Below are 17,832 nucleotides of genomic sequence, written 5' to 3' on the forward strand. Positions count from 1 at the left end.
ACTGCGGCAATACTGCCCGCGATTCCGCCAGGCAAACTCTGTCCAGCACTGCATCGGCTTGTGACGACCACAGTGACAGCACCGCTTCACCCTTCCGCCGCCGGGCCAATCATCCGGGAACTCAAGTGGATAGCCACGTTCATCGAACTCGATGCCGTCAGCAACTCCTGACAGTGGACCCTGCGGTCTTCTACGATGGCCCATTCTCTTCGTTCCACCGTTTCATATCATCCGGGCCCGCGCCCTTTCTTCGCGTGTAGGTCTTACTGGCGGCCCGCTCCTCTAGATGTTCCGCGATTGCCTGGGCAAAGTGACCCGCTTCCCTCAACTCAGCAAGGAGCGCTGGGTTTTCCTTAGACAGCTCTTGGAGATACGAAAATGGGTACTGCTCAACTTCCCTCTTCCGAGGGTCAACATACTTCTTAGTCATGCTCAGCTTCCTTATCTGTAGGTCTGGGTCTCCCCTGAACTCGGCTTATGAGTCACCTTCCTGACTCCGCCACTGCTCTTCTTTACCCGCTCACCATCAGGGAGGTGACACTCAACGCCCGCCAGGCGCTTTCCACCATCGAGCGAATTCTTGTACCAGTCTGAATGCACGTGCCCTTCACAGGAGTTGGCATAGTCAGGGTCCGGTAGCGCTTCCGGACCCGGCTCTTTTGGGGTGGTCAGTCCGAGGAGGTTCGTCCAGTGGTCATGCCGAGTCGGATCTTCCCGGACGACGGTCAGGCCGGAAGCTCTGATCACGTCCAGGCCAGTACTCGTCATAGCCGCATAGACCAGCATCCATCTGTCGTACCGGTGATCTTCACTGCCCATCACCAGATACGTTGCATAGTTGCCTGTTTCCGCATTGAATTTATTGAGCCACTCGTCCGCCAGATGCGGCGGGTAGGGCACGGCCGGATTCACCCTTACCGTGCCGTCTGAGTGGACTTCCAGGCCACTTACAGGACTTCCCGGCACCGTGAGCCACACAGGCCGGTGATCGGCTCCCCATGGCCACGTGAAGCCCTCCGGCGCAGTCACCGGCACGGTGATCTTGTCTAGTTCTTCCTGGCTCACAGCCTTCTTTCTCTCCGTCATAGGCTCCGTCTCCTTCACTCCTGCGGCCTGATTCCAACAAAACCGGCTCGGTTCACATCACCGATCCGGATGGCTCTCTTGTGCTCAACTTGGAGACCCTTAAGCTTCTTGGTCAGTTCACGATCACTCACGGGTTCCTGGCCAGTCTCCTGGCAGACCTTCACATAGTGGTCGTACACATCACTGGTGAAGACTTTGTCCGCCGGATCATTGGTCCGTTCCCAATGCGTCAGGAAGTAGCTCTGGACGGGGTCATTGTGGAGATACCGATCCGTAGCTTCTGCTACGACTTCTGGCCTGTCCCCAAGGCCGTACTTCCGCCAGTCTTGATAGCCACGGATCAACCAGTTGGCGATCCCTGACCGCTCATTGTTGATAAACCATGATCCAAGGTCCATCCCGCCGGTCAGCTCCGCGGCTGCGGCCCGCTGAGAAGCCGAGGCCGGCCGTGTCCACGGGATGACCACAAGACGGCGCATCAACCCGGAGTCCAGCTCCAAGCGGATGGGGACGTTGGTAGCGAAGTGCAGCTTCCCCGTATGCGTGAACTCGAAGTCGAGACCGTAGAGATGGCGGGCGTTGTCCTTGCCACCTGCTGAAATCAACTTCACAAGCGCCATGTTCAGACGAGTCCCTGACGGCCACTCATCTACGATTAGCATCCGACGTCCCACCAAGTTGGGCTTCTTCTCGGGACGCTCATCGCCAGCAGCCTGCAACAACCCCTTGTCCGGGGTGTGAGCAAAAGGCCCGAGGGTGTTGGACAGGACTTCCACGAACGTGGACTTACCGGCGTCAGCGACACCCTCATGAACCCAGAAGAGCTTCTCAGAGGTGAGAGCCTGTGCCGAGTAACCCGCGACCCGCTGGATGTACTTGCGAACTTCAGGGTCAGGCTGCGCCCGTTCCAGGAACGCTTCCCACTCCGGGCACTCCGCTTCAGGGGCGTACTCGAACGACAGCTTCTTGCTGATTTTGTCGTCCCGCTCGTAGTGTCGAATCTCTCCAGTGCCCATGCACACAAGCCCGTTGGCGAATGGCAGCACGTCGGTGGCAGAGTCAAAGTCCTTCACGCTTAGAGCGTTTGGGTATTTCCCGTCCACAGATGGCGTATTGGGGTCGAGCCGTTCAAGAGTCGAGTTGATCAGGGCGTTACTTGAGTTGGCACGCCGCTTGAAACCCTGCCATGCGCCTTGGATCTTCTCGTTCGCGGTCCCGAACTCGCGGTCCTCCCGCAACGCCAAGTTGTGGACCACGTCGACTAGATGATGCCGAACCACCTCCTGCGCCTTGCCGAACGACCAAACCTGTTCGCGCGGCGAGTAGGAAGCCCAGGAATTACGCTCCTTCACGTAACAGAAGTCATCACCATGCTGGTAGATGAGACGGCTGTACATGCCGGGCACATCGAAGGAGTAGCGCGCCCCAGGAGAATTCTTCAGTATCGCGTGGAGATCAAGGATCGTGTTGATATCGTCCCACAGGAAGTAGGAGCCCTTGTATCCAGGCTCCTTCGGGTGCTTGTGGAGCGCCCAGAAGATCTCTTCCCGAGAGAAGCCTTTGGCGTCCAGCTCCACGACTGCGTAACCGACATCGGGAAGGCTTCCGTCATCCGGGACGAGGGGTTCATTGATCCCGTGCGACTTGCGCCACTCCTCGTATACGCGCGGTGACCCGGGAAGGTACGGCACGGGGCCATACTTATCCACGGCATCATGATGATCTTCAAACGTTCCCAGCGCCGTAAACTGGAACTCCTCTACCTCTCCGTTAGGCGCTGTCACGATGCGGCCCGATGTTCGCGGTAGATGGCGTCCAGTGTGCGGTATCAAGCTCGTCCAGATGCTTCCTCACAGCTACACGGACAATGCTCGACATGGACCGGTCCTCTCGATCCGAGACGGCCTTTAGCCGCTCGAAGAGTTCATCGGGGAAAGCAAATCCCCGCGAAAGAGTCGTCATTCCAGTAATCCTTTCTTCGAGAAGGTTGCGAATATCGCAACCTTTTTCTAATCTTATCACAATTCTCGGATAATTTCAATACGAAACTATCGGGGAGGGATATCTCTGGCACGGTCTGGCCGCAATGCGAGAATTCCCCTCGCCCCAAGGACCACATTGCGCCGCGTTGCACTTTATTGCGCTTCTCGTTGCGGATGCACCACAACATCGAAACCGCAGGTCAAGGGCGGTTTGTCAAGATCATGTTGTGCTGTTGTGCTAATTTCGCCAACTCGCCCCCACCTTGCACACTCTTACTCCTATTTTCTTTTTCTGCACTCTTGTTGAGAAGTAAGCACAACAGCACAACACGATCTCCAATTGGGCTCCCGATCTGCGGAAACGCTGTTGTGGTGCCCGGCACAACAAAGCACAACATAAGCACAACATGATCTTGAGATAGATCGGGGCCCTAGGAATCCTGGGGAGACTGGAAGGCAGAATAGAAACGAGGCTTCTGGGCGACACCCGGGAGCGACCCAGATCCCACACGCCTCGGCTCCGGGAATGGAGGCCCAGCCTTCCGCGCACAGTCGCGGCAGACACGAACGATGGCCCAGTCGAGGACACCCCTGCGCACCCTACCCGGCGGGCTACCGTAACGTTCGCGGCAGTAGTTCTGGATCATCACCTGCGCCTCGACAATGCCGACACCAAGCCGAACGAGCCCAGCAATCTGCCACTCCGCCTCACCTCGGAACTTGATGCCCGTGTCGGTAGCCCGAAGGCACACAGCACACCATTCTTGTTCAACACGGTAAAGACGGAACGGTTCGGGAGGTGTATTCTCGCTTTCGACGTGCATTTAAATTCTTCTCTCTTCTTCAATCCAAAATTAGGAAAACAAAAAATGCCCCTGTGTCTGAGTACAGGGGCATCGGTGCTCCGGCTCCACGGGCCGGTGACACAGGGGAAGGTGCTGGCGATGGTTATGCCGCTGGATCTTGATTGATCTGTTCCGCTATGCGGTTGTGCAGTGGCTCTTACCCACGGGACGGAACAACTTAAACCTCACATCCCGGACATAGCGGGCAGTCCCCTTGTCGTCACGGGGTGCGTTCGCCGGCTGTGGAGTCCCGGGACGGTTTGTCAGGCCGAAGGCCCGACCTGATTCCACAGATCGAGCCTTCGGGGGATATTGCGCTACAGGGTCCCGTCTCCCTTGAGAAGCGCGTCACCGACCCTCCGGTAGGAATCGATTCGGTGCTGTGCGCGGCGAGCGCGCTCCTCCGGGTCCCGTACGAAGAGCGCCTGTCGACCGGGGTGGTAGGTGCTGACTACCTCCAGGGTCCTGTCGCGGACGGCATCAGGGTGCGTCTTGAGCAGGCGGCGCCAGACGTCCTGGGCCTCGTTGCCCTGAAGGAGCACGACCTGTGTCTTCGGCATCAGCCCCAGCAACTGCTTCAGGACCTCGGCACCCGCCTGGAGTTCAGCCGCGCTCGGGGAGCGGTTGATGTACCAGGGGTATGCGTTCCAGGGCGTCACATCGCGTGGCGCTATCCCGGCCTCCTCGAAGATCTGCGCCTGAAGCTCCGCCGTCGGATCGTCGTTCTCCACGCACAAGAATCCCGAGCCGATGCCTTCCTGCGTCTTGGGTCCCGGGTCCCGCAGCACGGACAGGACACGGGCCTCCGCCCCTCCGTGCCAGGGGGCGACATGCGGCATCCAGCCACGCCCGTCCTTGTCGCGCAAGGCATCGACCATCTCATTGACCGGACGGACATGAGGCGCATAACGCCCCTGCTCCTGCTCCACTCGGAACGCCTCTTCACGCATCCGTCTTGCCATGACTTCGCTTCCTCCAACACCAGTCGACACCGTCGCAGGGCACCCTAACGGGCAGGTCTGACACTGCTCGCTCGATCGGAACTGCGGCCCGGCCAGGGGTCGACTTACTCTGAGGTCGTCGGAAGGGCTACCTCACTCAGCAGCATGCGTAGCGTCAGGCTGTGCTTTTCGGGGGGCAGTGCGTCCATGGCGGCCTGGGCGTAGGCCACACCCCCAGCGCGGTCCCCGGATCGGGCGAGCATGAGGCCCCGGTGAAGCTCAAGGTGCGTCGCGAACCGAGGGAGCTCGGCGGGCAGCTCGGCCCGGGCCGCGTCCTGAGCGCCCACGGCCCCGTGCTCGTCACCGAGCCTCGCCAGCAAGAGGGACCGGAACACGTTCAGCCGCCACCACGGCACGGCGTAGTCGCTGGTCTGTTCGTAGCTCCCGGCGTTGTCGAAGATCCGGCGGCCCATGGCGTCCAGCTCAAGGGCAGACCGGTGGTCTCCACGGAGCGCGGCGGCATGAGCCTTGCCGTAGATCGCGTTCAGCAGGCCCAGGGACGGCTTGTCGGAGCCGATGGCTAGTGCCTGGTCGGCCAGTACATCAGCAACTCCCAGGGAGGCCCCCTCGTAGCCGAGAGCGATAGCGGCACGGCCCCGCACCCACACCTGCGCGTCGATGTCTCTGGACTCGTCCGCCGCCTGTGCGGCCATGCGGTACCAGTGCACCGCCTTGGAACCGTCGGCCCCTGGGAACGTCTTCGCGTACAGGGTCATCAGCCGGGACGCGACCGACCACAGGCGTGGATGGTCCAACTGTTGCTGGACCACCACAAGCTCACGCGACACACGGCGCTGGATGTCGGCGGCCCCCATGGACATGTAGTCGGTGCCGTACGTGGCTAGCTTGGCCTCCCAGTCGTCCACGGCCGGCCCGCCAGCAAGCCGGGCGGCGAACCCTGCCGAGAGGAGGTCGGAGGCGACGAGAGGGGCTATGGCGGCCCCGGCGGTGTCGGTCAGGAACGTACGTCGCTTCACATCGTCCTCAAGCACGGATAGGGGAACATCGAGCACGGCGGCCAGGCAGCGGAGGTAGAACGACCCTGGTGTCACCTTCGAACGTTCCCAGCGGCTCACGTACTCCCGGTCAAGGTTCGTGTCGAAGGCGTCGTTGATCTCCGACGCCAACCGGCCCTGAGACCAGCCTCGTGCCGTACGCAGATCCTTGATCAAAGCCCCGATCGACATGAGACCCATCATGCCCCCACAACAGGGCATGGAGGGGTCAAGGGCAGTTGGTCAAGTGGAAGTTGCCCCTACGGATGCCCCTACCTCCAGCACTCGCGCTAGACCACGCTCAAAGCCTGAGGCAACGTTGTGGGAGGCGGACGGCATGGCAGCCAAGACCGACGAGAACGAGACCGACGCGAGCAAGTGGGAGTACACGACTTACGCCCCCAGCGGCGAGACCTGCCCGGCGTGTATGAAGCCCATCGGGCCGCTTGAGCGGGTGCGGCGAGGAACGCTGTCCAGCGGCTCGGGCACGTCCGTGGTCGTGTACCGGCACGTCGCCTGCCCGAAGGGCTGACGGCCCGTGGCCGCGTCCACGAACAATGGGCAACGCACCCGCTCCGTCGAGTGCCGGCTCGCCCAACGCTCGGACTACCAGGACGTTCACAAGATGTGCCGACAGACCCAGGACGTACCCCTGCCTTACTCCGGCGGGTCGGTTCTGCTCGTCCGCAAGTGCCAGTGCTCCTGTCACCGTAGCTAACAAACGATGCGACCGAACTTTGCCATCTGCCGATCAACCTGCTCTTGAGTGCGGGGCGGGGAATTGCGGCAGATGATGTGCGTGCCATCTGTGGCAGTCCAGCGTCTGGCTACTCCCCCGTGGTGGCTACACGCACCCTGCTTGCCGATGGAGAAGGACAGCGTCCCGTCTGCACAGACAGCCCCGTCGTACGTCCACCTGATCGGCGTACGTGTTGCGGGTGCCGCTGACGGCACCGACGCCAGTCTGGCCTGCCTCTCGCGCTCCTCCTGTTCGTCGCGCTTGATCCCATCGATGATCCCGAAGATGATCAGCGCTGGAAACCCGAGCGCGAAGAGCCCCGCACACACCATGCCGAACCCATGCCAAACCTTCTTCGCAATCTCCACGGCCCGCTGGGTCGCGGATCGCATGCTCACAGCGCGCACTTCGGGTGTCGGCACATGCGGTGCTCGGCGGTCCGCTCGATGGCCTCAGCCTGCGAGCTGAACTCGATCAAACCCTGGGACGCGATGCCCTTCGCCTCGTTGCCCTGCTGCCCAGACACCAGCCCCGGACACTCTCTGGACCGGTGCACGGCGTCACCCTGAGCGGCGACCCAGTAGGACTCACTCACACCTTCGCCCTCCCTCGCTCTGGTGACCTAGCCTGCCACTCGACGGAGCATCGGTGGTACCAGTACCGTTCGGGCCCATGCCCAGGGAAGATCACACTCGGCCGCACAGCATCACTTGCGGACGCTGCAAGAAGTCGATTACCTACTGGGGACCATTGGGCAACTCGCGTTGCCCTCGGTGCGGCCTCGTCCTGTGGGCAGGCGTTCAGGACCCCAAAACAGACCGGATAGTGTCCACAATCGGTGGATGTGCCGCTCTCCTGTTCCTCGCATTCCTCTTGCTTCTGCTCACGTCGAGCTGTTGGGCCGGATAGCGACGCCCAAAGGGCCATAGGCACGTACCGACCCCACGCCAACGACACCCGCCCCCTCTCTGTGGAATATATGCAGGTCAACCCGCCAATGAAGCCCTCCCGCTGCCGATTCGGGAGGGTTTTCGTTTGTCTCAAATAGCGTCTCGAATAGCGGAATACCTTTAACCGCTTCCGCTGGCTTGATATCAGAAATCTGGATAGCGCAAACAGATATCTCGCGGCACGCAGTGCATCACACTCATGACTCTGCGTGGCCGTCAGGAAATGATCGAGCCCGGGCACGTCCAACCCGGTTTCAACACAGGCCGTCACGCGTAATGTTCAGGTAGGGGGAAGTTCACTAGACACCACCGGAGCTCACCCATGCCGGAATCCGCCCTATTGAGCACAGAAGAACTTGCCGAATTCCTGGGAATTTCAGCCGGGACTCTTTACAATTGGAAGTATCAGGGAAAAGGTCCGAAGGCTGTAAAGGTCGGTGCACTCACGCGTTATCGGACGCGCGATGTCGAGGATTGGCTGAATCACTCACAGACTGCCATTGATCACTGATTTTCTGCACTAAGGCAACACCATGAGCAAAACTCAAGTTTATGACCGCTGGCACCTTTCGCGGGTTTCGAAAGAACGCGCCGCTTCCCTCACTTCCTGTGAGCACTCGACCAAGGCCCGGAACCTTTACGCATCCGACTGCCACAACATCGGCATGCGCTGGCAAGTTCGCTGGCGGGACCATGACGGCCGACAGCACAAAGAGAACTTCGACCGCAAGAGCGACGCCGACAAGCGGGCCGCGACCATACAGGCGGACATGTCCCGGGGCTCTTACATAGACCCGCAGGCCGGAAAGGAGACCTTCCGCGCGGTGGCGGAGCGCTACTTGGACGGCGCGATCCACAAACCGTCCACGTCCGACAATGCGGCGCAGCTACTCGGGAAGCACGCCTACCCCGCTCTGGGCAACCGACAGATAGCCGCGATCAAGCGGAGCGACCTACAGTCATGGGTCAAGGACCGGTCGCAGATCCTCAAGCCCAGTTCGGTGAAGGTCACGTTCGGCTATGTGAAGACCGTATTCCGTACCGCAGTACAGGACGGCGTAATAGCCCGTAACCCATGTGATGGCGTGAAGCTTCCGGCGATACCCAAGCCCGAGGTTCACCCGCTGCCCAAAGAAGTCGTGGCCGCACTGATCGCAGCGGCACCCGAACAGCACCGTTCCCTCGTTCTCGTAGCCGCCGCCAGCGGTCTGCGGATAGGGGAACTGCTCGGATTGGAGCTCGACGCCGTCGAGCTCCACAAGGGGGAGATCCGAGTTATTCAGCAACTCGCCTCCCCCGCAAGGGGAGTTCCCTACCTCACGTCACCCAAGTCGCATTCCAGTGTGCGTACGGTGCCGCTGGCTTCCAACGCGGTGGCGGCGATCAAGACTCATCTTGAACGCTTCCCTGTCGTGCCCGTGCTCCTGTGGGACAAGACCGACCCGCGTAAGCCTGTGGAGCGGAAGGCTCACCTCGTGTTCCGGGACAACGGGAAGGCTGTACGCCGTAGCTCCTGGAATCGGCAGTGGGCGCAGATCATCAAGCGGGCCAATGCCCAACTCGCAAAGGATGGGTCACCGTTGCGGGTTCCGGACGGAACGGGCGTTCATGATCTGCGGCACTTCTACGCCTCACTGCTGATCAAGTACGGTGAGAACGTCCCGACCGTCCAGAAGAGGTTGGGTCACGCGAAGGCATCCATCACGCTGGACACGTACGTGCACCTGTGGAAGGACGACGCGGACACCACCCGCGCGGCGGTGGAAGAGGGCATCGGGGACCTGTCGTGTGACCCCGATGTGACCTCTCAGCTTTGATCTGAACCGTTGTTGCAGGTCAGCGAAGTGACCGCTGTTTATCATGACCAATGGTTCGTACGGGGAGGGTCCCGGGCCCCTCATCGACACCGGGCCGCCCGCCGAATGCACCCGATGGGCCGATACCCTCGAAGGCTGAGCGCACACCGGCCCGACCGGCCCGACCGGTTCGAGCGGGGCACCGACGGCCCGAAGGTGATCATGGCGGGGGTCGACGGCTCGGCCTCCTCGCTGCGGGCGCCGGTGACCGGGGCCACCGAGGAGATCGCGGAGGGGCTCGTCGAGGAGGTCCGAGCCTCGGCCGCGAGAGTGAAGAACCTGTGGCAGGTGCGGTGGGAGTTCCGCACCTGCAACGGCGACGCGCACACGGGGCTCGTCCGGGCGGCTGAGGAGCTGAAGGCGGACGCCATGGTGGTGGGCGTCTCGGAGTCGGCGGGGCACCGGCCGGCGGGGTCACTTGCCCAGGGTCAGGCCGTCCTTGTCGGCGCCCCGGCCGAGGACGACCTGGCGGATCGTCTCGCGGATGCCGGGGTGGCGGGGGTCCGAGCCGTCGGCGGCACCGAGGTTCACGACCCGGCCGCGGCCGGTGTCGAACCACTGGGGCACGAACTCGGCCTTGGTGACCTCCCAGCGGGCGCCGGGCCTCTTCGGCGGGGCGAAGGTGAAGCGGCCGACGCTGCTCTGGTTGCCGCGCGGGTCGAAGGCGCCCTGGTGATTGATCATGTCGCCGGCGATCTGGTCGCCCATGCCGTAGATCACCCAGGTGCCGTTGACCTTCTCGTAGGCCTGCGGCACGTGGGCGTGCGTACCGATGACCAGGTCGATGTCGGGGCGTCCGCCGACGGCGGAGGCGGTGAGCGCGCGGGCGAGGGAGAGCTGGCGCTCGTCGGGCTCGGTCTGCCACTCGGTGCCCCAGTGGACGCTGACCACGACGACGTCGGCGCCGGCTGCGCGGGCCGCGCGGGCGTCGGCGATCACCTTGGACTCGTCGAGCAGGTTCACCGCCCAGGGCTTCCCCTCGGGGAGCGGGTAGCCGTTGGTGTCGTAGGTGTAGGCGAGCTGGGCGACGGTGGCGCCGCCGGCCTTGAGGAGGGTGGGGCGGGCGGCCTCGGCTGCGGTACGGGCCGAGCCGGCGTGCTTCACGCCGGCCGCGTCGAGGGCGTCGAGGGTGCGGCCGAGACCGGCGGCACCGTCGTCGAGGGTGTGGTTGGAGGCGGTGGAGCAGGAGTCGTAGCCGGTGGCCTTGAGGGCGGCGGCGATCTCGGGCGGGGACTTGAAGGCGGGGTAGCCGGTGTAGGGCCCGCCGTCCTTCCCGTACACGGTCTCCATGTGGCAGATGGCCAGGTCGGCGCGGGAGACGACCCCCTTCGCACCGGCGAGCATGGGGCGGAAGTCGTACCCGCCGCCGCCCGCGTCCTCGGCGGCCCGGCGGATGATCGAGTCGTGCGGGAGGACGTCGCCGGAGGCCACCAGGGTGAAGCCGGCCTCCTTCGGGGCCGGGGCGGCCGGGCGGGGGGCGGTGGAGCCGCCGGGCGAGCCGCCGGGTGTGGGGGTGCCGCCGAGGCCGCCCTGGCTGCACGCGGCGACGACGGCGAGCAGGGAGCCGGCGAGGACGGTGGAGCCGGCACGGGCGAGTCTGGCGCGTACCGGTCTGGTGCCTGCGGTCATGACGACTGCCACCCCGATCATAGGAAGAACATGTGTTCTGCCGAATCCATCCCTCGGGGGGCCCTCAGTCAAGGGACCGGGCCGGAGCGGAGCGCGAACCCCACCGAATCGGACGTATGCCCACCGTCCGATCGCCTGCCTACCGCTCGCCGACCGCTCGCCGTGCCATTCGCCGCTCGTTCCGACCGTTCGTCGCAGACCGCTGTCCGTTCCCTGTCCTCGTCCGCCCGGATGCGTTCGTATACGGCGCGGACGACGAACCGCCGAACGGGCGGGGAAGGGTGGGACCCATGACGACGGCGATGGCGGCGGCGACAGCGACCGCGACCGCGACGACCGACGAGCGGACGCTCCAGGAGCTCCAGCGGGAGCACGGGCCCGCCCTGCTCTCCTTCCTCCTCGGGCTCACCTACGGGGACCGCCAGCGCGCCGAGGACCTCGCCCAGGAGACCCTGGTCAGGGCCTGGCTCCACCCCGAGGCGTTCAGCGACGCCTACACCTCGATGCGGCCCTGGCTCTTCACCGTGGCCCGCCGGCTCGCCATCGACGCCCGCCGCTCCCGGCTGGCGCGGCCCGCCGAGATCGGCGACGGCGTCCTGGCGGTGACCCCCGACCCCTCCGACGCCACCGAATCGGCCGAGGCCGCCCTCGACGTACGGGCGGCGGTACGGGAGTTGAGCCCGGAGCACCGCGCGGTGCTCGTCCGGCTCTACTTCCACGGGCTCACCGTCAACGAGGCCGCCGCCGACCTCGGGATCCCGGCCGGCACGGTCAAGTCCCGTTCCCACTACGCCCTTCGGCAGCTCGGGCGCTCGCTGCCCGGCTACCGGCCGCGGCGCGGCGTCATTGCCCGCCACCGGACCGCGGCCGCACAATGACGCCGTGACGCTCCCTGACACCGTGGCGCTGACTCCCGCCGCCGCCGAGAAGATCCTCGCCGACAACTTCGCCCCCTGGGTCCTGGACCTGGGGCTCACCGTCGACTCCGTCGACGGCCACGAGGCCGTCCTCCGCCTCCCCTGGTCGGACCGGCTGGCGCGCGAGGGCGGCGGCATCTCCGGCCAGGCGCTGATGGCCGCGGCCGACACGGCCTCCGTCATCGCCGTCTCGGCGGCCCGCGGCGGCTTCGTCCCCATGACCACCGTCCAGCAGTCCACCAGCTTCCAGCGGGCGGTCCTCGGCGCCGACGTCCTGATCCGCGCCCGGCTCACCAAGCTGGGCAAGCGGATGGCCTTCGCCGACATCACCATGACCGCCGACGGGACCACCGAACCGGCCGCCCACGCGACCGCCGTCTACGCCCTGCTGGGCTAGTCACGCCCGGCCCTCGTCGCCCACAGCGGCGTGTGGCCGTACCGCGGGACCGACGAACGGCGGAAGCGCCTGGGGGTCTATGCACTCCATGTATACATGGTGCGTATAGTCACGACCATGGCTTCACGACCTCCCACCCCGCCCCTCCGCCGCCTGTTCAAGGCCGTCGTCGTCACCGGGATCGCGGTCGGCGCCGCACACCTCGTGCTCTCCGACACGCTGCGCTTCGCGCTCGTCGGGCAGGTGTCGGCCGCCCTGGGGGCGCCGACCGGGTACGGGGAAGCGCAGGTGTTCACCACCGCTCTGCTCAACACCGCGTTGGTCATGCCGCTCGTGCTCTGGGCCGGGATGCGCCTGAGCGGGGAGCGGCAGCTGGGGGCGATGGTGCTGGTGGGGAGCGTGGGGTGGGTCGTCGCCGTCTGGAACGGGATCGACGGCCTGGACGACTCCTTCGGCGCGATCCTGCCCGTGCGCTCGCTCGCGCTCGTCGTCGGCGCCACCGCGCTCGCCTCGCTCGTCCGCCGGCGCCCCTCCCCCGCCCCTTCCGCACCATGCGCTCCGTCAGACCCGTCAGACCCGTCAGACCCGTCAGACCCGTCGGCACCGATCCCGCCGGGGAACGTATCCGAAACCACACCGGCGAGTTGAGCAAAGCGGTCCACGCGGACGCCTCGGGCGGAGGAAGCTCTGCTCGGGGTCCCGGAAACCGCGGGTCCCCGACGTCCGGGAGAAGGTGGGAGCGTTGCCGCCCGAGAGCACGAACGGCGCCGGCCGCAGGAACGGCGGGGACCTCGCCGTACCGATGGCCTGGCTGTGCGCCGAGTACCTGGCCGACCAGTACCTGACCGCGGCCGGCCTGGCCGAGCCGGGCTCGCTGGAGCACCGCGCCGCGCTGCGGGCGCTGACCCTGACGGTCCACCTGTCCGGGGAGCCCGCGGCCGACGTCTGGCTGCGGCACACCGCCCACGAGGCCGGCTGGCCCGAGTGGGTGGAGGAACGGCTCGCCGCCGAGGCGGACGAGGACCCCGACGGGGCGGATCTGGCGCTCGCCCGCGGCGCCTGGACGGCGCTGCGGGAGACCTGGGTGCACGCCGCCGACCTGGACGGCGCGCCCGGCCTGGGCACGGCGCTGCTGGTCGACGAGACGGCCAGGACCTGGCTGCCGGCCTGGCAGTTGGGCCTGCCGCTCGCCCATCTCGCCCTCTGGCTCGCCTGATCCGCTCAGGCCGGCGGCGAAGGGTGCACGCCGGGGCGGTACTTGGGGAAGCGCGCCGTCACCTTCATGCCGGCGCCGACGCCGGTCTCGATGACGAGGCCGTACTCCGCCCCGTACACCTGGCGCAGCCGCTCGTCGACGTTGCACAGGCCGATGCCGGAGCCGCTCGGGTGCTCGCCGCGCAGCACCGCCCGCAGCCGCTCGGGGTCCATGCCGACCCCGTCGTCCTCGACGGTCACCACCGCCTCGGCGCCGGCGTCCCGCGCGGCGATGGTGACCCGGCAGCCCCGCTCCCGGTCCGTCAGGCCGTGCTTGACCGCGTTCTCCACCAGCGGCTGGAGGCAGAGGAAGGGCAGGGCGACCGGCAGCACCTCGGGGGCGATCTGGAGCGTCACCTTGAGCCGGTCCCCGAAGCGGGCCCCGGCCAGCGCCAAGTACTGCTCGATCGCGCGCAGTTCGTCGGCGAGCTGGGCGAAGTCGCCGTGCCGGCGGAAGGAGTAGCGGGTGAAGTCGGCGAACTCCAGGAGGAGATCGCGGGCCCGCTCGGGGTCGGTGCGGACGAACGAGGCGATCGCGGCGAGGGAGTTGAAGATGAAGTGCGGGGAGATCTGGGCGCGCAGCGCGCGGATCTCGGCCTCCACCATCCGGGTCCGTGAGCGGTCCAGTTCGGCGAGCTCCAGCTGGACCGAGACCCAGCGGGCCACCTCGGTCGCGGCCCGGACGAGCACCGCGGACTCCCGGGAGCCGTAGGCGACGAGCGCGCCGAGGACGCCCTCCTCGCCGGTCAGCGGGGCGGTCACGGCCCACCGCAGCTCGCAGCCGGGCTCGGCGCAGCCGGTGGGCGCGGAGCGGCTGCGGCCGGTCTCCAGGGTCGCGGCGGCCAGGTCGGGCACGCCCGCGTGGTGGTGTTCCTCGCCGGGCCCGTCCCAGGCGAGGACGGCCGTGCCGTCGGTCAGGCAGAGGGCCTCGGTGCCGAGGAGCGAGCGCAGCGGGCGGGCCGCCCGGTGCGCGGTCTCCTCGGTCAGCCCGGCGCGCAGCGGCGGCGCGGCGAGCGAGGCGGTGTGCAGGGTGTGGAAGGTGGCCCGCTCCACGGGGGTGCCGAGGTCGGGGTCGGCTGCGCGGGCGCCGCGCCGGGCGGTGAGCCGGCCGACGACGACGCCGGCGGCGAGGAGGACGGCTCCGGCGGCGCTCGCCGCGGCCCACGCGATGCCGCTCACCGGCGCGCCTCCTGGGCGGGTACGGAAGCGGTGAAGCTCCCCCGGACTTCGTCCGGGGGGACCCCCATCTCGCTTCGCTCGGGCAGGTGCAGCAGGGCGAGGGTGGCGGCGGTGCCGGGCGGGACGCTGCGCGGGGTGGCGAGCGAGACGAGGACCATGGTGAGGAAGCCGAGGGGGACGGACCAGACGGCGGGCCAGGCCATCAGGGTGTGCGGCCAGCCGTCCGGGGCGAGCCCGGCGCGGGTCGCCATCACGGCGGCGAGCGCGGAGCCGCCGCCGAGGAGGAGCCCGGCGGAGGCGCCGGGCGGGGTGAGCCGCCGCCACCAGATGCCGAGGACGAGGAGCGGGCAGAAGGAGGAGGCGGAGACGGCGAAGGCGAGGCCGACGGCGTCGGCGACCGGCACCTTGGAGGCGGCGACGCCGACGGCCAGCGGGACGGCGGTGGCGAGCGGCGTCGCGAGCCGGAAGTGCCGGACCGCGCGGGAGGGCAGCACGTCCTGGGCGAGGACGCCGGCGACGGACATGGTGAGCCCCGAGGCGGTGGACAGGAAGGCGGCGAAGGCGCCGCCGGCGAGGAAGGCCCCGAGGACGTCGCCGAGCGCGCCGCCGAGGATCCGGTCGGGCAGGACGAGCACGGCGGCGTCGGCCGAGCCGGTGAGGGCGAGCTCGGGGGCGTAGATCCGGCCGAGCGCCCCGTACAGCGCGGGCAGCAGGTAGAAGCCGCCGATGAGGACGAGGACGACGAGGGTGGTGCGGCGGGCGGCCCGTCCGTTCGGGCTGGTGTAGAAGCGGACGGCGACGTGCGGCAGGCCCATGGTGCCGAGGAAGGTCGCGAGGATCAGCCCGTACGTGGCGTACAGCTGGTGCCCGTCACGGCCGCCGGCCAGGGGCTGGGACCAGCCGAGGGGGTCGGCGCCGTCGGTGCGGCGCTCGGGGACCGGGGCGCCGGGCGGGAGGGCGAGGACGGTGCCGCCGTCCACGCGGTGGGTGCCCGGCGGGAGGGTGACCGGCCGCTCCTCGTACCGGACGGCGTCGACGGTGCCGGTGACGGTGAGGGTCAGCGGGGCGTCGAGCCCGATGCGTACGGTGTCGGCGACCCGGACGACGGTGTGCTCGCGGAGCACGGCGGGCGCGTCGAAGCGGGCCCGGGGCGCGCCGTCGCCGTGCCAGGCGGCGACCAGGAAGAACGCCGGGACCAGCAGGGCGGTCAGTTTCAGCCAGTACTGGAAGGCCTGGACGAAGGTGATGCTGCGCATGCCGCCGGCGGCGACCGTGCAGGTGACGACGAGGGCGACGAGGAGGCCGCCGAACCAGTCGGGGGCGCCGGTGAGGATCTCCAGGGTGAGCCCGGCGCCCTGGAGCTGCGGCAGCAGGTACAGCCAGCCGATGCCCACGACGAAGAGGCTGGCGAGCCGTCTGACCTGCGGGGACTCCAGGCGGGCCTCGGCGAAGTCGGAGAGTGTGTACGCGCCGGAGCGGCGCAGCGGGGCGGCGACGAGGACGAGGAGCACCAGGTAGCCGGCGGTGTAGCCGACCGGGTACCAGAGCATGGCCGGGCCCTGCACGAGGACGAGTCCCGCGATGCCGAGGAAGGAGGCGGCGGAGAGGTACTCGCCGCTGATGGCGGCGGCGTTGAGCCGGGGCCCTGCGGTGCGGGAGGCCACGTAGAAGTCGGAGGTGGTGCGGGAGACGCGCAGGCCGAGGGCGCCGATGAGAACGGTGGCGAGGACGACGGCGGTGACGGCGGCGACCGCGTAGGTCTGGTTCATGCGGGGCGGTCCACCGGCCTCAGCGCTCGACGAGGCCGGTGAAGTCGCGCTCGTTGCGCTCGGCCCTGCGGACGTACCAGTGGGCGACCGCCCAGACCACCGGGTAGACGCCGACGCCGAGCACGGCCCACACCAGGGCCTCGGGGGCGGGCAGCGCGAGCACCAGCGGCAGGGTGCCGACGAGGAGGGCGAGCGCGCCGAGCGCGGTGAGCGCGGCGCGGAGCTGGCTGCGCATCAGGGAGCGCACGTAGGTGTGGCCGAGGGTGGTCTGCTCGTCGATCTCGGAGCGGGCCGGCGGGTGCGGCGCCCGGGGCCGCAGCCGGGGCGCGGGCCGGTCGCCGAGGGCGGAGGCGTAGGTGACGGTCTCGCGCCGGGGCCGGCGCGGCTGGGGGTGCTCCGGCATCGGCGTCGCTCTCTGACGGGCGGGTGGGCCCGTGGAGTGTAGGCAGACGGGGCCGGGCGCCGGAAGGGGTTTCCGGTCAGCCGCCGGCCCGGCGCATCAGCAGGTCACGGAGGTGGCGGGCGTGCCGGCGGCTGACGGCGAGGTCGGTGGCGCCGACCCGGACGGAGGTGGCGCCGCCGTCGAGGCGGAGCTCGTCGACGCGGCCGAGGGCGACGAGGTGGGAGCGGTGGATGCGGACGAAGCCGCGGTCGGCCCAGCGCTCCTCCAGGGTGGAGAGGGGGATGCGGACGAGGTGGCTGCCCTGGTCGGTGTGGAGGCGGGCGTAGTCGCCGTGGGCCTCGACATAGGCGATGTCGTCGACGGAGACGAAGCGGGTGACGCCGCCGAGTTCGACCGGGACCTGCTCGGGCGCGGGGGCCGGGGCGGGCGCGGCACCGGCGTGGACCAGCTCGTGGACCCGCCGCACGGCCTCCGCGAGCCGCTCGCGCCGGACCGGCTTGAGCACGTAGTCGACGGCCTTGAGGTCGAAGGCCTGGAGGGCGAAGCCCTCGTGGGCGGTGACGAAGACGACGAGCGGCGGCCGGGCGAAGCCGGCGAGCAGCCGGGCCACGTCGAGCCCGGTGAGCCCCGGCATGTGGATGTCGAGGAAGACGACGTCGACGGTCTCCTCGCCGTCCGGGCCCGAGTCGAGCGCGCGTCCGATCCTGCGGAGCGCGGCCGTGGCGTCCCCTGCGCCCTCGGCGGTCCTGACCCGGGGGTCGGCGCGCAGCAGGTAGAGCAGCTCCCCCAGGGCGGGTTCCTCGTCGTCGACGGCCAGTACGCGCAGCATG

19 protein-coding genes and 1 pseudogene are annotated in these 17,832 nt (G+C 67.5%); 8 read left to right on the forward strand and 12 right to left on the reverse strand.

Annotation, left to right across the window (positions count from 1 at the left end):
- Positions 1-190: 190 nt before the first annotated feature.
- The 5 genes from HHL19_RS19875 to HHL19_RS19895 form a co-directional block, all read right to left on the reverse strand.
- Positions 191-430, reverse strand: coding sequence for a hypothetical protein (locus tag HHL19_RS19875; RefSeq protein ID WP_169091481.1), 240 nt, complete (start codon positions 428-430; stop codon positions 191-193).
- 11 nt (positions 431-441) lie between these two features.
- Positions 442-1,086 (reverse strand): hypothetical protein, encoded by a 645-nt coding sequence (locus HHL19_RS19880; RefSeq protein WP_169091483.1) that lies wholly within the window; start codon positions 1,084-1,086, stop codon positions 442-444.
- A gap of 14 nt (positions 1,087-1,100) precedes the next feature.
- Positions 1,101-2,870 carry a phage/plasmid primase, P4 family gene (locus tag HHL19_RS19885; protein ID WP_169091485.1) on the reverse strand — a complete coding sequence of 590 codons (1,770 nt, stop codon included), beginning with the start codon at positions 2,868-2,870 and terminating at the stop codon, positions 1,101-1,103.
- A gap of 1,360 nt (positions 2,871-4,230) precedes the next feature.
- Positions 4,231-4,875 carry a uracil-DNA glycosylase gene (locus tag HHL19_RS19890; protein WP_169091487.1) on the reverse strand — a complete coding sequence of 215 codons (645 nt, stop codon included), beginning with the start codon at positions 4,873-4,875 and terminating at the stop codon, positions 4,231-4,233.
- 104 nt (positions 4,876-4,979) lie between these two features.
- Complete coding sequence (locus tag HHL19_RS19895; RefSeq protein ID WP_169091489.1) at positions 4,980-6,101, reverse strand: helix-turn-helix transcriptional regulator; 1,122 nt, start codon at positions 6,099-6,101, stop codon at positions 4,980-4,982.
- A gap of 145 nt (positions 6,102-6,246) precedes the next feature.
- On the opposite strand from HHL19_RS19895, the gene HHL19_RS19900 reads away from it, so the two are divergent.
- Entirely contained in the window at positions 6,247-6,441 is a 195-nt protein-coding gene (locus tag HHL19_RS19900) for a hypothetical protein (protein WP_169091491.1), read from the forward strand.
- Between the two features lie 182 nt (positions 6,442-6,623).
- Here HHL19_RS19900 and HHL19_RS19905 read toward each other — a convergent pair whose 3' ends face one another.
- Together HHL19_RS19905 and HHL19_RS38175 are read right to left on the reverse strand one after the other, a co-directional pair.
- Entirely contained in the window at positions 6,624-7,016 is a 393-nt protein-coding gene (locus HHL19_RS19905; protein ID WP_206324894.1) for a DUF3761 domain-containing protein, read from the reverse strand.
- A 26-nt stretch (positions 7,017-7,042) separates the two neighbouring features.
- Positions 7,043-7,174 carry a hypothetical protein gene (locus HHL19_RS38175; RefSeq protein ID WP_277349165.1) on the reverse strand — a complete coding sequence of 44 codons (132 nt, stop codon included), beginning with the start codon at positions 7,172-7,174 and terminating at the stop codon, positions 7,043-7,045.
- Between the two features lie 746 nt (positions 7,175-7,920).
- On the opposite strand from HHL19_RS38175, the gene HHL19_RS19910 reads away from it, so the two are divergent.
- The 3 genes and pseudogenes from HHL19_RS19910 to HHL19_RS37455 all read left to right on the forward strand — a co-directional run.
- Positions 7,921-8,109, forward strand: coding sequence for a helix-turn-helix domain-containing protein (locus tag HHL19_RS19910; RefSeq protein ID WP_169091495.1), 189 nt, complete (start codon positions 7,921-7,923; stop codon positions 8,107-8,109).
- A 22-nt stretch (positions 8,110-8,131) separates the two neighbouring features.
- Positions 8,132-9,415 (forward strand): site-specific integrase, encoded by a 1,284-nt coding sequence (locus HHL19_RS19915; protein WP_169091497.1) that lies wholly within the window; start codon positions 8,132-8,134, stop codon positions 9,413-9,415.
- A gap of 114 nt (positions 9,416-9,529) precedes the next feature.
- Positions 9,530-9,877 (forward strand): annotated as a pseudogene (locus HHL19_RS37455) (universal stress protein); the annotation flags it as partial.
- Here the strand turns inward: HHL19_RS37455 and HHL19_RS19925 are convergent.
- Positions 9,869-11,083 (reverse strand): CapA family protein, encoded by a 1,215-nt coding sequence (locus tag HHL19_RS19925; protein ID WP_169091499.1) that lies wholly within the window; start codon positions 11,081-11,083, stop codon positions 9,869-9,871. The pseudogene HHL19_RS37455 and the gene HHL19_RS19925 overlap by 9 nt on opposite strands.
- 290 nt (positions 11,084-11,373) lie before the next feature.
- On the opposite strand from HHL19_RS19925, the gene HHL19_RS19930 reads away from it, so the two are divergent.
- The 4 genes from HHL19_RS19930 (at position 11,374) to HHL19_RS19945 (ending at position 13,613) form a co-directional block, all read left to right on the forward strand.
- Complete coding sequence (locus tag HHL19_RS19930; protein WP_240981734.1) at positions 11,374-11,961, forward strand: sigma-70 family RNA polymerase sigma factor; 588 nt, start codon at positions 11,374-11,376, stop codon at positions 11,959-11,961.
- Positions 11,962-11,983: 22 nt separating this feature from the next.
- Positions 11,984-12,397, forward strand: a complete 414-nt coding sequence (locus HHL19_RS19935; RefSeq protein WP_169091960.1) for a PaaI family thioesterase — start codon at positions 11,984-11,986, stop codon at positions 12,395-12,397.
- Between the two features lie 117 nt (positions 12,398-12,514).
- Entirely contained in the window at positions 12,515-13,045 is a 531-nt protein-coding gene (locus HHL19_RS19940; RefSeq protein WP_169091217.1) for a hypothetical protein, read from the forward strand.
- 154 nt (positions 13,046-13,199) lie between these two features.
- The gene (locus HHL19_RS19945) at positions 13,200-13,613 is read left to right on the forward strand and encodes a hypothetical protein (RefSeq protein ID WP_240981764.1); all 414 of its coding nucleotides are present in this window, start codon (positions 13,200-13,202) and stop codon (positions 13,611-13,613) included.
- Positions 13,614-13,618: 5 nt separating this feature from the next.
- On the opposite strand, the gene HHL19_RS19950 is transcribed toward HHL19_RS19945, so the two are convergent.
- From HHL19_RS19950 to HHL19_RS19965, 4 genes are all read right to left on the reverse strand, one after another.
- The gene (locus HHL19_RS19950) at positions 13,619-14,830 is read right to left on the reverse strand and encodes a histidine kinase (protein WP_169091503.1); all 1,212 of its coding nucleotides are present in this window, start codon (positions 14,828-14,830) and stop codon (positions 13,619-13,621) included.
- Entirely contained in the window at positions 14,827-16,599 is a 1,773-nt protein-coding gene (locus tag HHL19_RS19955) for a cation acetate symporter (protein WP_240981735.1), read from the reverse strand. The genes HHL19_RS19950 and HHL19_RS19955 overlap by 4 nt, the downstream gene beginning before the upstream one ends.
- A gap of 19 nt (positions 16,600-16,618) precedes the next feature.
- Entirely contained in the window at positions 16,619-17,002 is a 384-nt protein-coding gene (locus tag HHL19_RS19960; protein WP_206324896.1) for a hypothetical protein, read from the reverse strand.
- Positions 17,003-17,078: 76 nt separating this feature from the next.
- On the reverse strand, positions 17,079-17,831 hold the full coding sequence (locus tag HHL19_RS19965) for a LytTR family DNA-binding domain-containing protein (RefSeq protein WP_169091505.1): 753 nt from the start codon (positions 17,829-17,831) through the stop codon (positions 17,079-17,081).
- Between the last annotated feature and the right edge of the window lies 1 nt (position 17,832).

Origin of the sequence: Streptomyces sp. R302 (assembly GCF_012927245.1) — a bacterium.
In the GTDB taxonomy this organism is placed as follows: Bacteria; Actinomycetota; Actinomycetes; order Streptomycetales; family Streptomycetaceae; genus Streptomyces.

Coding starts and splice junctions, on each gene's coding strand:
- HHL19_RS19875 (WP_169091481.1), bottom strand. CDS start 430: ATGACTAAGAAGTATGTTGACCCTCGGAAGAGGGAAGTTGAGCAGTAC.
- HHL19_RS19880 (WP_169091483.1), bottom strand. CDS start 1,086: ATGACGGAGAGAAAGAAGGCTGTGAGCCAGGAAGAACTAGACAAGATC.
- HHL19_RS19890 (WP_169091487.1), bottom strand. CDS start 4,875: ATGGCAAGACGGATGCGTGAAGAGGCGTTCCGAGTGGAGCAGGAGCAG.
- HHL19_RS19895 (WP_169091489.1), bottom strand. CDS start 6,101: ATGTCGATCGGGGCTTTGATCAAGGATCTGCGTACGGCACGAGGCTGG.
- HHL19_RS19900 (WP_169091491.1), top strand. CDS start 6,247: ATGGCAGCCAAGACCGACGAGAACGAGACCGACGCGAGCAAGTGGGAG.
- HHL19_RS19910 (WP_169091495.1), top strand. CDS start 7,921: ATGCCGGAATCCGCCCTATTGAGCACAGAAGAACTTGCCGAATTCCTG.
- HHL19_RS19915 (WP_169091497.1), top strand. CDS start 8,132: ATGAGCAAAACTCAAGTTTATGACCGCTGGCACCTTTCGCGGGTTTCG.
- HHL19_RS19925 (WP_169091499.1), bottom strand. CDS start 11,083: ATGACCGCAGGCACCAGACCGGTACGCGCCAGACTCGCCCGTGCCGGC.
- HHL19_RS19930 (WP_240981734.1), top strand. CDS start 11,374: ATGACGACGGCGATGGCGGCGGCGACAGCGACCGCGACCGCGACGACC.
- HHL19_RS19940 (WP_169091217.1), top strand. CDS start 12,515: ATGGCTTCACGACCTCCCACCCCGCCCCTCCGCCGCCTGTTCAAGGCC.
- HHL19_RS19945 (WP_240981764.1), top strand. CDS start 13,200: ATGGCCTGGCTGTGCGCCGAGTACCTGGCCGACCAGTACCTGACCGCG.
- HHL19_RS19955 (WP_240981735.1), bottom strand. CDS start 16,599: ATGAACCAGACCTACGCGGTCGCCGCCGTCACCGCCGTCGTCCTCGCC.
- HHL19_RS19960 (WP_206324896.1), bottom strand. CDS start 17,002: ATGCCGGAGCACCCCCAGCCGCGCCGGCCCCGGCGCGAGACCGTCACC.
- HHL19_RS19965 (WP_169091505.1), bottom strand. CDS start 17,831: ATGCTGCGCGTACTGGCCGTCGACGACGAGGAACCCGCCCTGGGGGAG.